General features: G+C 46.0%; 16 protein-coding genes. 5 read left to right on the forward strand and 11 right to left on the reverse strand.

Features of this window, described 5'->3' with window-relative positions; all coding sequences use genetic code 11:
• Positions 1-6 precede the first annotated feature (6 nt).
• From ACFW2W_RS20490 to ACFW2W_RS20505, 4 genes are all read left to right on the forward strand, one after another.
• On the forward strand, positions 7-1200 hold the full coding sequence (locus ACFW2W_RS20490; protein WP_378182450.1) for an alpha/beta hydrolase fold domain-containing protein: 1194 nt from the start codon (positions 7-9) through the stop codon (positions 1198-1200).
• A 13-nt stretch (positions 1201-1213) separates the two neighbouring features.
• Positions 1214-2086 carry an alpha/beta fold hydrolase gene (locus ACFW2W_RS20495; RefSeq protein ID WP_378183036.1) on the forward strand — a complete coding sequence of 291 codons (873 nt, stop codon included), beginning with the start codon at positions 1214-1216 and terminating at the stop codon, positions 2084-2086.
• Between the two features lie 180 nt (positions 2087-2266).
• Positions 2267-2806 carry a CAP domain-containing protein gene (locus ACFW2W_RS20500; protein ID WP_378182453.1) on the forward strand — a complete coding sequence of 180 codons (540 nt, stop codon included), beginning with the start codon at positions 2267-2269 and terminating at the stop codon, positions 2804-2806.
• Between the two features lie 10 nt (positions 2807-2816).
• Positions 2817-3440: a ribonuclease D gene (locus ACFW2W_RS20505; RefSeq protein ID WP_378182456.1), complete on the forward strand. Its 624-nt coding sequence runs from the start codon at positions 2817-2819 to the stop codon at positions 3438-3440.
• Between the two features lie 308 nt (positions 3441-3748).
• Here the strand turns inward: ACFW2W_RS20505 and ACFW2W_RS20510 are convergent, their stop codons facing one another.
• The 5 genes from ACFW2W_RS20510 to ACFW2W_RS20530 form a co-directional block, all read right to left on the reverse strand.
• Entirely contained in the window at positions 3749-4126 is a 378-nt protein-coding gene (locus tag ACFW2W_RS20510; protein ID WP_378182459.1) for a rhodanese-like domain-containing protein, read from the reverse strand.
• Between the two features lie 1023 nt (positions 4127-5149).
• Complete coding sequence (locus ACFW2W_RS20515) at positions 5150-5509, reverse strand: DUF760 domain-containing protein (RefSeq protein ID WP_378182462.1); 360 nt, start codon at positions 5507-5509, stop codon at positions 5150-5152.
• A gap of 141 nt (positions 5510-5650) precedes the next feature.
• A complete protein-coding gene (gene scpB / locus ACFW2W_RS20520) occupies positions 5651-6139 on the reverse strand; it encodes an SMC-Scp complex subunit ScpB (protein WP_378183039.1) in 489 nt (162 codons plus the stop codon).
• Between the two features lie 83 nt (positions 6140-6222).
• Positions 6223-6696, reverse strand: coding sequence for an ATP-binding cassette domain-containing protein (locus ACFW2W_RS20525; protein WP_378182465.1), 474 nt, complete (start codon positions 6694-6696; stop codon positions 6223-6225).
• A gap of 15 nt (positions 6697-6711) precedes the next feature.
• Positions 6712-6999, reverse strand: coding sequence for a TIGR02450 family Trp-rich protein (locus ACFW2W_RS20530; protein WP_378182468.1), 288 nt, complete (start codon positions 6997-6999; stop codon positions 6712-6714).
• An 81-nt stretch (positions 7000-7080) separates the two neighbouring features.
• Here ACFW2W_RS20530 and ACFW2W_RS20535 point away from each other — a divergent pair, with 81 nt between their 5' ends.
• Positions 7081-7224 (forward strand): hypothetical protein, encoded by a 144-nt coding sequence (locus ACFW2W_RS20535; protein ID WP_378182471.1) that lies wholly within the window; start codon positions 7081-7083, stop codon positions 7222-7224.
• On the opposite strand, the gene ACFW2W_RS20540 is transcribed toward ACFW2W_RS20535, so the two are convergent.
• The 6 genes from ACFW2W_RS20540 to ACFW2W_RS20565 form a co-directional block, all read right to left on the reverse strand.
• The gene (locus tag ACFW2W_RS20540) at positions 7204-7392 is read right to left on the reverse strand and encodes a hypothetical protein (protein ID WP_378182474.1); all 189 of its coding nucleotides are present in this window, start codon (positions 7390-7392) and stop codon (positions 7204-7206) included. The genes ACFW2W_RS20535 and ACFW2W_RS20540 overlap by 21 nt on opposite strands.
• 29 nt (positions 7393-7421) lie before the next feature.
• A complete protein-coding gene (locus ACFW2W_RS20545; RefSeq protein ID WP_378182476.1) occupies positions 7422-8390 on the reverse strand; it encodes a transposase in 969 nt (322 codons plus the stop codon).
• Entirely contained in the window at positions 8387-10363 is a 1977-nt protein-coding gene (locus tag ACFW2W_RS20550) for a prolyl oligopeptidase family serine peptidase (protein ID WP_378182479.1), read from the reverse strand. The genes ACFW2W_RS20545 and ACFW2W_RS20550 overlap by 4 nt, the downstream gene beginning before the upstream one ends.
• Before the next feature lie 472 nt (positions 10364-10835).
• Positions 10836-11822: a hypothetical protein gene (locus ACFW2W_RS20555; protein ID WP_378182482.1), complete on the reverse strand. Its 987-nt coding sequence runs from the start codon at positions 11820-11822 to the stop codon at positions 10836-10838.
• Positions 11767-12678 (reverse strand): tRNA pseudouridine(55) synthase TruB, encoded by a 912-nt coding sequence (truB, locus tag ACFW2W_RS20560; RefSeq protein ID WP_378182485.1) that lies wholly within the window; start codon positions 12676-12678, stop codon positions 11767-11769. The genes ACFW2W_RS20555 and truB overlap by 56 nt, the downstream gene beginning before the upstream one ends.
• Positions 12679-12998: 320 nt before the next feature.
• Positions 12999-14732 carry an alpha/beta hydrolase gene (locus ACFW2W_RS20565; protein ID WP_378182488.1) on the reverse strand — a complete coding sequence of 578 codons (1734 nt, stop codon included), beginning with the start codon at positions 14730-14732 and terminating at the stop codon, positions 12999-13001.
• Positions 14733-14744: the final 12 nt, after the last annotated feature.

The following is a 14744-nucleotide window of genomic DNA, read 5'->3' on the forward strand; positions in this document are numbered from 1 at the left end:
CCTATCATGTCCCATTGGCTTGCGGTAATTATCCAGACGTTAGTATTGCTCTTGAGTGGCGCGGCACTTTTCTTGAGTTCCTGGATTGTGGTTCCAGCGCCCACGATGTCCCTACTGCCATTAGGGGTGGGGGCACCAGAAGTGAGTCCTTGGTTGGTGGTGCTAAACGCGATCGCTAGTCTGTTGGCACTGGTGATGATACGTCGCACTCCGTGGCAATTTCTGGCTTTGGGTGCTAGTTTGTTGGCACTGCTTTTGAGTGTCTTGCCACTGTTGCAGATGCCAGCAACACAACAGCATCTAGCAGTGGCAATGCAAAACGGTCTCGGCGATTACAGTGTAAATTTGCCCAATCGTCAGCAAAAAGGGATGCGCGAACAACCGTTCGTGCTGGCTGATGTGTTTCGAGGCATCAATCCGGGTGAGAGTCGCTATACCTCTGGCATCGTCTTTTCAAAACCAGACGGTGTCCCGTTGAGCATGGATCTCTACCGACCGCCACAAGTCGGCAATTATCCAGCGCTAATTATCATCTACGCTGGGGCATGGCGGAGCGGCGACCCCACCCAAAACGCTGATTTTAGCCGTTATATGGCAGCGAGGGGCTATAGTGTCTTTGCCATTGATTACCGACACACGCCGCGCTACCGTTTTCCGGCGCAGCTGGATGACGTGCGTGCTGCCTTAGCCTTCATCCACCAACACGCCGCTGAGTACGAGGCTGACCCAGAACGGATTGCAATGGTTGGACGTTCTGCTGGCGGACATTTGGCAATGCTGGCGGCTTATGAGCCGGATGCACTGCCTGTAAAAGCAGTGGTTAGCTACTATGGCCCGGTTGATCTGCCTGGAGGCTATGCTAACCCGCCACGTCCCGATCCCATCGATACGCGAGCGGTTTTAGAAACATTTATGGGTGGAACGCCTGCTACAATGCCCGATCGGTATCGTCTTGCTTCACCGATTAGCTATGTTAGGCGATCGCTACCGCCAACTTTATTTGTACATGGAAGTCGCGATCATCTAGTGCAATTAAAATTTATCCAGCAAATGCATCAACGCCTGCGTGCAGATGGAAATATATCTGTTTTGCTTGAAATTCCTTGGGCTGAACACGCTTTTGATGCTGTCTTTCAAGGGCTTAGCAGCCAGCTAGCGCTCTATCATACTGAGCGATTTTTAGATTGGGCACTGCGTTAATTAAACAATGACAATGTTCGCTAATTTTGATGTGGCTAAAATTGATACCACTGAAGCTAGAATCAATTTGGTCAAGGCGGGATCTGGTCCGGCGCTACTGATGCTGCACGGCTATCCCCAAACCCACGTTATGTGGCATAAAATAGCACCTCGTCTAGCTGAGAATTTTACAGTAGTGGCACCAGATTTGAGAGGCTACGGCGACAGTTCTAAGCCGGAAGGCGAACCGGAGCATCGGAATTATTCAAAACGAGCGATCGCGCAAGATCAAGTCGAGGTAATGTCAAAATTAGGTTATGAAGAATTTTATCTAGTCGGTCATGACAGAGGCGCACGAGTCGCTCATCGCATGGCTCTCGATCATCCTAACCGAGTTGAGAAACTGGCATTATTAGATATCGCGCCCACGCATAAAATGTACGCGACTACCGATCAAGATTTTGCCACGGCTTACTACCACTGGTTTTTTCTCATTCAACCCGATGACTTACCGGAAACTTTGATTGGAGCTAATTCTGAATATTACCTACGCACCTGTTTAGAAAGATGGAGTCAGGATTTTTCTGCCTTTGTTCCTGAAGCCTTGGCTGAGTATATTCGGTGCTTTAGCGATCGTGCTGCGATTCATGCCACCTGCGAAGATTATCGCGCCGCTGCTACCATCGATCTGGAACACGATAACCTAGATATAGAACAAAAAATTCTCTGTCCGGTGCTGGCTCTTTGGGGTGGAAAAGGAATTATTGGACGCAAATATGATGTTTTAGAAACCTGGCGCGAACGAGCAATTGATGTACGCGGTAAGGCTATCAATTGCGGTCATTTTCTACCCGAAGAAGCGCCAGAAGAAACTTATCTTGCCCTCTATGAATTCTTGGCAAGTTGAAAAACAATTTCCGGCTCTATAGCACTCCTAAATGATTCTTGAAGGCGAGATACCCGACTTCTCTAAAAAGTCGGGTATCTGAAGCGCTGGCTTACAACTAAAATAGGATTGCTATAGTGCAAATTTATATTCTCATCCTGCAAGAATTGCTACATTGATTCCCAAATATTTAAAGAACTTATGCAAAAATTAGTTGCGGGGCTGGTTTTCGGAATGCTTGTCCTTGGCGCTGGAGGCTGCGATTTGATCCCTAATCCTGATGGCTACATTCCGCCAGCCGAAGAATCGCTAGCCACCCCATCCCCCAGACCGGCTAGTTCTCCCAGTACTTTCCTAACCTTGGAAGAGTATACTCACCAACTGATCAATCAATATCGAAAGTCCCAAAATTTGCCACCTCTGACGCTAGATGCTCGAATTAGCAAAGAAGCGAGGGCACATAGTCAGGCAATGGCAAATGGTGAGGTTCCTTTCAGTCATAATGGGTTTGAGCAGCGAGTTAAGGCAATTGGTAAATCGATTTCTTATGGCGCTGCTGCTGAGAATGTGGCGTACAATCAAGGCTTTAGCGATCCAGCCAAGCAAGCAGTTGAAGGTTGGCTAAAAAGTCCCGGTCATCTGAAAAATATTCAAGGTCAGTATGATTTAACTGGGGTGGGTGTTGCCAAGAACGCAAAGGGCGAGTATTACTTAACCCAAATTTTCATTAAACGCCGCTAAGGAGAGAGAATTGGAAGATTTTCAGGTATGCGATCGCGACCTTTCCGAGGAGATATTGTCTCAATATCTGCAAGAGTCAGCGATCGCTGTGGATACTGAAACGATGGGATTGTTACCCCAGCGCGATCGCTTATGCTTGGTGCAACTGTGCGACGCCCAAAACCGAGTTACAGTCGTGCGAATCGCCAAAGGACAGATAGACGCTCCCAACTTAAAACAACTCATGGAAGCCACCAATGTCCTAAAACTATTTCACTTTGCCCGTTTTGATGTCGCCCAACTACGGCACAATTTGGGCATCCACGTAGCTCCCATTTTTTGTACTAAAATTGCCAGCAAGCTTGCTCGCACCTATACTTCCCGCCACGGTTTGAAGGATTTGGTGCAAGAGCTAGAAAAGGTAGAACTTGACAAAACGGCTCAAAGTTCAGACTGGGGAAATGCGGCAAATTTGTCCGAAGAACAACTCCGCTATGCAGCGAATGATGTTCGTTATCTACTCAGCGTGCGACAAAAACTAATTGCAATGTTGCAACGCGAAGGACGCTGGGAAGTGGCTCAGCAATGCTTTGAATGTTTGCCCACGGTTGTCACTTTGGATTTGCTGCAATATAAGGATATTTTTGAACACTAAGAAATGAAAATTAAATAACTTACACTCATTCACGTCCTGTTGGGGCATGGTACTGCCCATTAGTGTCAACTTAAGCTTTGGTGACTGGAAGTCGCGGCTAAACAAACTAAGTCCGCTTGGCGGGGACTAAGGAAAAATCATAAGTTTTAAACCTGTTCTCGGTAGGTGCGAGTCTCTATAGCTGCGGTTTCAACCGCCAAGCCAACCTTAAGTTGACACCAATGGGTACAAACACGCCCCTACACAAGGAATAGGGGGTTAATAAATCCACGTTCCTAAGCTATTGGCTATTAGCCATTCACGATTCGTTAACAACTAGTACTGAGAATCGTCTCAACTGGATAGCCTACTGCTTTCCATGCCGCCACACCACCTCTGATTTCAGACACTTCTTGATAACCAGCTGCACGCAGTTTTGTAGCACCAATTGCTGTTTCTTCATCGGTTTCACCGTAAATGTAGATATCGCGGGTGAGTTCCAAATTGGTGAGGGCGCGATCTACTAATTCGTTCATCGGCATGGGGATGGCTCCCATGATGTGGCTAATATTAAATTGGCTGCGATCGCGCACATCAATAATCGTCAAAGCCGGTTCACCCCAATCTAGCCGCGCTTTCAGGTCATAAACACGAGATTGGGCTTGCAGCGTTGGCGGTGACGGAATAATCCAAAAGAACTTATTCATCGTTGGCTATCATCTTCTATGGCGTTGTCTGAAATCTAACAATAAGTTTTAAGATTTGCAAATTTTTATAGATGAAGTCTTTACACTTATCAAAATTTATGCCTATTTATATAGGTGAAATTACCTAAAAAGGATAGGCGTCAAATTTGGCGATAAATTACAGAAAGAAACCTAAAATTTTCTTTCTCCGTATTTACTGATTACCAAGTATTTTTTAAAATGTATGTTTTCTATAAAATTTTAATCTTATTGAACGCCAAATAACCTTGAATAAAGGCATTTTAATAGAGTTATAGGAAAATTTTTCACAAAAACCTGAAATCTTTAGCCGCGATTCAAAAAAAAGAGCGGTTTAGGCAAATATTCTTGATGTAAAACGCTGCAATAAGATTTAAAATATAGGATGTTTAAGGATTGCCATAAAGTAAAAACGTTAAATTATATCAAATCCGTTTTATTATAAAATAACTTCACCCCGCTTGCGGAGTGGGGTTAGGTTCCAAGAATTGCCGGTAATCAACCAAATTTGATATTAGAAATATTGCCGGAAGAATCTAATAATTTAGCAAACATTAAATTTAAAATATTTAATGTTTGCTAAATTATTAGATTTTGAAATTATTATTCATTCTGCTTATTGCTTCTGAAATCACGGTTGCCGTGTTAAGATCGCTATCGGCTAGATGAGCTTTAGTAGTGGTGCAATAAAATGGAACTCAATGAACTGTTAACCTTAGCGCTGATGCTCAGTCCCGGTCTTTTACTGTCAATTTTGATATTGGTTGCCTTTGCGGCTGGCGGCTAAGACTATGCGTGGATTTTAGATGGGAAATCTGAAACCGGAAGCCACTTGACTGGTTGCTAACTATGCGATCGCAAGTTGGTAATGGAATGGACAAGTTTAATCGAAGCGATCGCCTAAAATGCCAAAAATAGGCGATAACTTCTCATAAAGACAAGACTCTCTCTTGAGCTAGAGACAGAAGTGCGGTGGATGACATATCGCTGATAAGTTGACTGGATTTAATCAGCGAATTTTTCGCCGTTAGAAGGTTTGTGAGACAGGGAAGAAGAACCAGTCAACGCTTCATCCAGATGCATCCGTTGTTCGAGCTGACGTAAGAAATAGCCAGTCATCATTGCTGACGCCAACAGACCTGCTAAATTTTCTCTGTCGGTCGTAATTTGAACGTTAAAATTCTCTGAGGGAAGCATTCCCACCAGTCCCTGAACGTTCTGCGAGATGATTTGCTTAATGTCAGGCGTGACAGATTTTGCAACCCGCGCTAAAACTTCTGGAGATTGGTGCTGAATATATTGGAGGAGCTGATTGACTTGTGCATCTTCAGGCTCGCGGTCGAACAATTCAGGGTTAAACACCATTGGAATAAAAAGATTTGAGTAGCTTCCTTTCTACTGTAAACGATTGTGTTGTTTGGCTACTCCCTACTATTGCTTATCAGATGTAAGCCGATAGAGAGATTTTAAATAAAAGATGCTTTCTTAAACATCAAGTGGCTGGTTTTACGGTGCATCCTGCTGAGTCAGTTGGGGGAGTTGTTCGACTTCAAAATATTGATGAAATTTTTCTGTAACCTGTAACCAGTAGGAGCGACCATCGGCTTGTGGGCGCTTGCTGATAAAACCCCGTTCGACAAGTTCCTGAACGTGCTGATAAGCTCCCGAACCGCGCAAATCGACCAACTCAGATTGGGTAATGGGACCTTTGAGGGCGATCGCTGCCAGCGTCCTCAAGGCTCCCACACCTAAGTCTAGCGGAACTAACGCCTCCACCAAACCTTGAAAGGGCGATCGCAATTGTAAGGTAAAGCCTTCGGGCGTTTCCACCACTTCCAGGGCGCTATCCCGATGGGCATAGTCAGTCATGAGTTCAATGAGGGCATCTTCGGCGTTATGGCGATCGCATCCAGCATATTCGGCAATTTCGCTAACCGAGATCGGCTTACCCTTGAGATAAAGAATGGCTTCAATTTTCGAGGCGAGGCGAGGCATCATTAGTCATTCGTCATTAGTCAGTGCATTCGTCATTCGTCATGGGTAAGAGACTCTGAACAAAAGACGAATGACTAAATTGGTTAGTCTAGCTGGCGTCCTGTGAGTTCAACGAAAATATCTTCTAGATTGGACGGGCGAACCATCATACCAGTTTTATCGGGTGCGGCGTCAAGATAAGCGTTGGCTTGTTCCAGATTGGGGAAGAATTTGTATTCCCAGCGATCTCCTTGTTGTTTCATTACCAACCCTTCGCCGTGTTTAGAGCGCAGCTGTTCCAAGGTACCTAGTTCAATCAACTGACCGGCATCCATGATACCAATGCGATGCGCCAAAGGCGCTACCGCTTTGCTACCGCACAAATATTCAGCGACCTCAATTTGACCCTTGCTGGGTTTTGTCAATGTGGTCAGCATCCGAATTGTAGTGGATTTTACCGCACCGTTGGGACTGAGGAGTCCAAACATCTCTCCAGATTTAATCGTAAAGGAGAGGTCGTTGACAACGGGGACTTTGTTGTAGAGTTTGCGGACGTTCTCAAGGGAAACAGCAGTCATAGGAATTATTAAAAATTAAAAATTAGGAATTATTAAATTTTCAAGATTTAATTCGCTGTTTTCTTCATTTTTCTCCATTTCTTGTACAGATTGCCAACCAGCTTGCCACTGCGAGGGATTTTTTAGCAGCTTGGCGTTGACCCAGAAACGCACGTTTGGGTCGCAGGAAGCGACCATTTCTGCAAAGACAAACTTGCCTTGATTTTTGCGATTAACTACTTGAAAATGTCGCCATCCCCACGTTTTTTGCTGGGCTGTCCATTTGGAACCAACTAGGTAGGGAAACTTCTGCTTTTTCTGCATTTACTATTCAATCAAATATTTTTCCAGCCAAACCCACCAAATCATCTTGCTAATTTTTTGGCGCTTCTAAATTAGGCGTTTTTGCACAGCGTTATTGGGACAAATTTGCTCTTAATTTTATGCAAGCAACAGACGGATGAAGAAGGGAAGGGTGCGATCGCTTTCCCCACGCCTCACAAGCGCGATCGCACCCTACTACTGGCTTTACTCAATGGGGTGTTTTGAATCACTCTCAGCCAAGTAAACATTTTCAAGAGATTCTCTAGTCGGGTCAAGCTGCTCTTGTGTCGTTTCCGCTGGCGATTCGACTTCGCCTTCTTCAATTTGCTGCTGGAATTCTAGCAACGTCTCATACATTTCTTCGTTAATGTTGAATATCGGTTCATCTGGCATGAATTAATCTCCATTTAAAAATTGTGGCTTTAGACTGTTCCCGATTCTCCCTGAGAGGTAAGCTGGGCGATCGCTTGCTGGAATTCTTCCACAGAGTTAACGGTAATTGCCTGCTTCAGAAGCTGTTTTAGCAAAGCTGGATCTTCTATGCTATTGACGCTCTCGACTATTGAGCTAGGCACCGTTTCAAACCGCGTCTCCAGAACTTCGATGACATTCTCTCTAGAAGTTTGTACGATTCCCTTGCGGATGCCTCTGCGCTCAATTGGCGTGATAAATGGCATTCTCCTTTCCTCCTCGTAACGATTCAGTGTTTCTTCAAAACCAAACTGCAATTCCTCTGGTAGCACCATCATCCACTCAATCAACCGGAACAACTCTAGAATGTTTTCCCGGCTATACCCCCGTTCGTACAGACCTCGAACTAGGCTCAATTTCCACTGTAACCGTCCTTCGGGATTGCGGCGCGTTGCCTGTGCTTTTAGATGAGCCATGATGATGACGGCAAAAGGATTGGTGCTTTGCTCTAAACTTTGCCACTGTGCTTCATAGTCCAACAGTTTGACAGTGGGAAACTGCAAACTAACTCTTGCACCCCAAATTTCATAGTGATAACTCTGGGGACGCCAAGACGCTTGTTCGTCTGCTAAAACTGCTAAGCTGGCAACTTGCCGCCGGTATCGGTCAAAAAGGCGGTAATTATAGACATACATCCGTTCGGCAAAATTAGCATCGACTTTGCTTTGAATTTCGATGTGAATCAGTACCCAAGTTTCTTCGCCGTTTTGTCGCCAGACTTTTACCAGTTTATCGACTCGCCGCCGCCCCAGTTCTGCATCTCGGACGACTTGTTGCAGTTCGGTATCGAGAAATTCGTAGCCCTGCGACCAGTTAATGTCAGCATGAGCTTGCGGGAAGAAGAAAGCCATGAAGTCGGTAAAATAGTTCTCCAAGGCTTCCTTCCAAGGGCTATCGTAATCAGCCTGGGGGTTGGTCATGATTCAAGGTCAAGATTAGCGATCGCAACTGGCTCAACTGGATCGGCAAGCTCAAACCGGAAGACGCGAGAATAAAAGTAAAATTCCCCATCAATAGCGCGTTTGATATTCTCGGCGCGGCGAAAACCATGCTGTTCGCCCTCAAAAGGAACATAGGCGACAGGCAATCCTTTGGCTCGTAGCGCTTCTACCATCATCTCCGCTTGGTTGGGCGGGACAACTTTATCTTCTAGCCCTTGAAAGAAAATAACCGGACAAGAGAGACTGTCAGTAAAGTGGATAGGCGATCGCTCTTGATAAATATCTTGCCGCTGTGGGTAAAGACCAATCAGCCGATCCAGATAGCGCGATTCAAATTTGTGGGTATCTCTGACTAGCGCCTCTAAGTCGCTGACGCCGTAGTAACTCGCACCTGCCTTGAAGACATCGCGGAAAGTCAGGGCGCACAGAGTCGTGTAGCCACCCGCACTCCCACCAGCGATCGCCATCCGGTTTTCATCCACCAAGCCTTGCTGCGCCAGATACCGCGCCCCATTCACGCAATCATCCACATCCACAATCCCCCACTGCCCATCCAGCCGCTGATGGTAGGCGCGTCCATAGCCGGTGCTGCCGCCATAATTGACATCTAGATAAGCAAATCCGCGACTTGTCCAGTATTGAATCCGCAAGTTCAGCTGGCTAGAGGTGGCTGCTGTCGGTCCTCCGTGGCTTTTTACGACTAAGGGCGGCAATGAATCTTCTGGTGCCGTATAGTCGCGGTTTTGGGGCGGATAGAAGAAGGCGTGAGCGGTTAATCCGTTCTCGGTAGGAAATTCAATCGGTTGCGGGATAGACAAATATCCGGCGTCAATTTCTAACTGACTCGATCGCTGCAACACTTCTATCTGCCGCGTAGCCATATCCATTTGGATAATCGAGCTAAATTTGGTCGGTGAACCCGCAATGAACCCCACACGACCCGCAGATGCTTTTAGAGAGGAAATCTCAGTGTAGTCCGTCTCAATTTGCTCCAGCTTTTTTGTCTGTGTGTCGAGACTCGCCAGATGCCAAATGCCTTGCTGAGTGTAGGTGCAGATAATGCGATTAGCAGATTCAAAGGCATAGGTGGACATCCCAAAAACCCACTGCGGAAGCCCAAATTCAGCCTCCATCTCGCACAGCGGTTCAACGTCTTTGCCCCCCTTACCAAGGGGGGTTAGGGGGGATCTGGATTGCCATCTGTAGAGATTCCACCAGCCACTGCGATCGCTAACAAAGTGTAAGATGCCATCCGGCGACCATTCAGGCTGAAAAATCGACTCATCAACGCCACCAGCAACCCGTTGGCTTTCACCCAAGGAACCATCCGCCTTCATCTGTGCAACCCATAATTCCGTCCCATCCCAAGGCAGATTCGGATGATTCCAAGTTAACCAAGTCAGCTGAGAACCGTCAGGACTGAGGCGTGGAGATGAGTAAAAGTCGTTTCCAGACACCAACACCCGAATATCGTCACCATCTTCCAAGTTGATGCTAACCAAGGTATTGACTGGTTCGCGATCGCTACTGGTGTAGTCTTCGCGCACAGCATACATCCGCCCCTGTTTCCGGTCAATTACTCCATCTGCATAGCGGAAAATTCCTTCTGGTGTCAGCGGTTGCGGTTCTGCACCTAAAGTCTGCCGATAAAGGCGCTGATCCGCAAAATTGGAAAAATAAATAGTGCCATCAGCGACGCAGAAGGCACCGCCGCCGTATTCATTGACGCGGGTGCGGACGTTGAAGGGAGGTGGCGTGACATCAATGGTTTTCCCCTCTGGGGTACGTCGCACAATCACACTCCGTCCGGCTTCTGCGGGTCGCCCCTCAATCCAGTAAACATCCTCGCCATCAAGGGCAATCTGCCCCACTCCAATTGTTTCAGAAACAATTAAGTCAGAGGTGATGGGCGATTTCCAGGAACCATAAGGTGCTACTTGTGCTTGGGTCATTTTTTTACTCCAACGGGGAAATATCGATGAATGTGTTTACTTTAGGGCAAAATTACTTTCTTCCTAGTATTAGATTACTGGAGTTTAGTAGGCTGGTTCCTGGGAACGAAACCCAGCAAAAGGGTTGGGTTCCGCTATCTTTCAACCCAAGCTACAGATTCAGTAATTTGGGTCAGAAAGAAAGTTTGCCAAGAGACGAAATGTGGCATCTCTATCACAATCCTATTTGAGTTTTGAGATGCTATCGGTTCAGATACCCGACTTCTTAAAGAAGTCGGGTATCTCGTATTCACGAATTATTGAGGACTACTCTACAAAGTCTATATAACAATCCTATTTAAGTTTTACGCAAGTATTCGCCTTAGTGTAGAAGACTTGCGGTTATCGCGTCTCTACAGGAGTTCTCGAATCATTTAGGATTGCTATAATCCCAAGAAACTCTAGTGAAATTTTATCTCCAACAGCTTAACTTCTATTCAGGAGGAAACTGCTGCTCATTGACGATGGTAAACTCCGAAGAAACTGAGCCGTAGGAACGAACTTTGTCAAGGATTTTTACTAATTCCCTTGAACCCTTCCGGGTAGAAATCTTCTGTCGAGACCTTTTTTGAAAATTAAATACTTCTATGGGACCTGGTTCGCTAGGATTCTCGCAGGCAAAAACTATCTCGGAAGATGAAATAAATCCTAAATAGGAATTGCTTTCAAATCCTTCACAATTAGAAAAAGCCAATATTTTATAACTGTTAAGAGTATCTACAATTAGATGATTAACCCAAGAGTTATTCAATCCATCGAAAACATCTAATCTTAGCACTAAATATCTATCGTCTGGGGAAAAAGAAACCGGATTGGCAATAACGTAGTTATGAATATTGTTACTTAAGCCAAGAATGTCTCCTAGCCTTTTTTCACTCAATATCCCCTCCTTTTCAATTACTAATTCTCCAATAACTTTATCGGCCGTGTTGGGATTACATTTAATCAACAAGTTGTCGTTTCTCCGACTGTTGAATTGACCAACTCTGCTAATATTCATATTCAGATAAACTGAATTGATGCCATTCGGTGAGGTCAACTTCTGGGATTGATAGCTAACTTGCGTAGAACCCTGACAATTTCCATTCAATCTGCTAATAATTTCCCGACTTAAAGTGGCAAAATCGGAATCTTGAGCCGATAATTTATTAACATAGCTCGAAAGAAATCCCAGAATAATTGCAATATAAATTAACGTTGATTTTAGCGATCGCATCCGAAATTCTCTCCAAAAGCAGCTAAGTCGTTCGCAGACGGCTATCATGCTGCCAGTTCTAACTCTAAAACGATTATCCTGACAACCGGATGGCAGAGCATTGCGGCGATCGCGCGTTCGTGAAAGCGGGTGTTCCTCTAAATGTGGCTCAAAGTGGCTCAAATACCATCTGAGGAACCAGCAGATAGCCAGTTTCTGAGGCAAGCAGGCAGCCTATACCCAAAAAACGACCATCTTCATCGTGAAGCCGCAACTTTCCCTCTTCAGCGCCCGTCAAGGCAGGAAAGGAAAGGGGGCGAAAAGGAATGCGCTGACCTTGGCACCAGGCTTTAGCGTCTGTTGCTTGTAAGGTGACAGCTGGGAGATGCCCCAAAGCCGCCGACGCTAGAATTGGGTGAAACGTTCCTTGTTTGAGCTGTTCTTCCAATTCTTCAAAAGTCAGGCTATCTGCTAGCTGGAAGCCGCTACTCTCAGTGCGAGTCAAGGCAGCCAGGGTGCCGCCGGTTGCACACGCCGAACCTAAATCGCGAGCGATCGCTCTAATATAAGTTCCAGGGCCACAAGCGATCGCTACATCTAATTCGGGAAAATCGCGATCGCGCCACTCCAATATTTCTAGCTTATAAACTTCCACTTCTCGCGCTGGAACTTCAATAATTTCACCCGCCCGTGCCCTATCGTACAGGCGTTTTCCCTCAACTTGAATGGCGCTGTAACTGGGCGGCACTTGCTGAATTTTCCCCTCAAATTTCTTTAGCGCTGCTTTCACTTGTTCTAAGGTTAATTCTGGCACTGGCTGGGCGCTGATAATTTCCCCTTCCAAGTCATCAGTCGCCGTGCTTACCCCCAGTCGAATCGTCCCCCGATAAGCCTTATCCTGCCGCAAATATTGCAACAGCCGCGTCGCCTTACCCAGCGCAATTGGTAACACCCCAGTCGCAGCCGGATCTAAAGTTCCCGCGTGTCCCACACGCTTGAGGCGCAAGAGTTTTCGCACCTTGGCGACACAATCGTGAGAAGTGAATCCAACTGATTTGTTTAAGTTAAGAAATCCTTGCATTTAATCCTATAAGTTTTTAATTAGTGGCACTGCCACAGAAAAGCAACTTGTTCCTTATGTTTGGGGCATTGGATGAGATATCCTGCGCCCATATCTCCCCATGTATAAAGAATATTATCTTCTGAATCAATTTGAAAAATAAATTGATTCATTTTGTAGTTACAGCTAGGACATGGATATTTAGAAGATTGTACCCAACCAGGATCTGTGTAGCCGCAATATTCCATTCGCAAAGGTGCTTTGTGTTTTCCTTTGTGTCTTTGCGTTTTTGTGGTTCATTCTTCTTAAACTTTAGCGCTATAAGGTTCGCTCGACATACTTTAAGGGGTGGGAGATGGGATTGGCTGAGCGGCAGAAGTATTGCTGACTCCCTTCAACTGTTCCTCTGTCAAGGACTGAATCAAAATCAAAGGGATCTCATCTTTACTGATAGATTGAGCGTAAGAAGCATTCAGATATCGTTGATATTCTGGCTCGTTAGAAACATAGGTTTTAAAAAAAGCTAAACTCAATGCTTTCACATATCCAAAAGCAGTCACGGGATTTGGTCCCGCAACTTGCGGAGGAATCTTGACTATACCAGTACCTTCAAACGCTTCTCCTAAAGTGGAAAAATGCGTTGCCTTTTTCATCAAAACCAGATATTTGTTGGGTGTTGTCAACCAGGTGAAGGGTTGAATTTGTTCTGATAAAGCGGGTGCAGCGGTATCGTTACTGCTGGAAAATAACATCACCGGAATTTTGATGTTGCTCAGCTCAGTTTTTCCGAAGATGCTACTATCAACTGGATTGATCGCGATCGCTGCCTTAATTCGCTCATCCTGCAACTGATAATCAACTTGCGGCAACAGCAGCGCCCGACATTGGAGCAACAGCGACAGATTCAAGGAATTATCTATGGCAGCGCAATCTTTTTGGAGTTTCTCAAAATTAATTTCTGCACCAGCCAGCGCCAACGCCGTGTAGCCGCCAAACGATTGACCAAGGACGCCGACTTGTTGCATATCCAGTCGCCCTCCATAAGTAGCTGCCAGTTGATCCAGCAAATATTTCATATCCAGAGGACGGTCAACCGCCTCGCTGGGAGGAGCCGCATCGCTCGTCAGACCGCTAATCAGAGCCTGCAATTGCTCGGAATTACTGCCTGGATGCTCTGGTAGAGCCACTGCAAATCCATAGGAAGCTAGGTGTTTCGCCAGATAGCCATAGGATAAGCGATCGCTTCCCAGCCCGTGAGAGATTACAATTACGGGTGCGGCTCGTCCGCTCAACTGAGGCAGATAAACATCGACTGGGAAGGTACGGCTGCGGCTGAGGTCATTGAGCGTCAGCGTTTGCATTTCCCAGCTTAGGGGTCCTGGTTCCTGTAAATCTCGCCCTGCGGGAATATTAGACGGTATTGCCAGTGGTGACGCCTGAAATGGCAACTGAGTTGATGACTGAGTTGAGATTTCAGCCAAGGCTTGCTGTTCAACGGCAGCGATCGCTCCTTGCGTTTTCCCGATCAGGTTGCTCAGATCGTCAATAATCTCAAACCCCCGATCCGAATTAATCCGAATTGCGTAAGTCGGGAACTTTCTCAGTACATTCAGTGGCGTCAACCCTTCCGGATCGGCAGCAGCTTGAATTAAAGCAGCTCGAATTGCATAAAAACCCGGTTGAAACGCTTTTGTTTGAATAATTTCGCCCACTCGTCGCAGCAGAATTTCCCCCTGCGGCGTGTAGAGAAATTGAGCCACTGCCACCGGATTCACATTCGCACGAGTTTGCAAAATCCTCCGTAACTGCTCCATTTGTTCTGGCTTGAAAAATTGAGCATAAAACCCTAAATCCTGATTAATTTTGCCTTCTCTGGCATATTCTTCCAGCGCCGAAACGGGAAGAGATAACTGTATAGGTCCATAGGAAATAAATATTTCTTCAGCACTCAAAACTCGACTCGGCATCAAAGTCGTTACAGAAGGTAAAACCATTCCCAGGCAGAGACTTGGAAGACTTAAAAGCAGGCGTTTAATCAAAGGATTGGTAATCCGGGGTGCAGGCTGTCTTTGCACCCCACTTTCCCA

Source organism: Coleofasciculus sp. H7-2, from assembly GCF_042747725.1.
Lineage (GTDB): Bacteria > Cyanobacteriota > Cyanobacteriia > Cyanobacteriales > FACHB-T130 > FACHB-T130.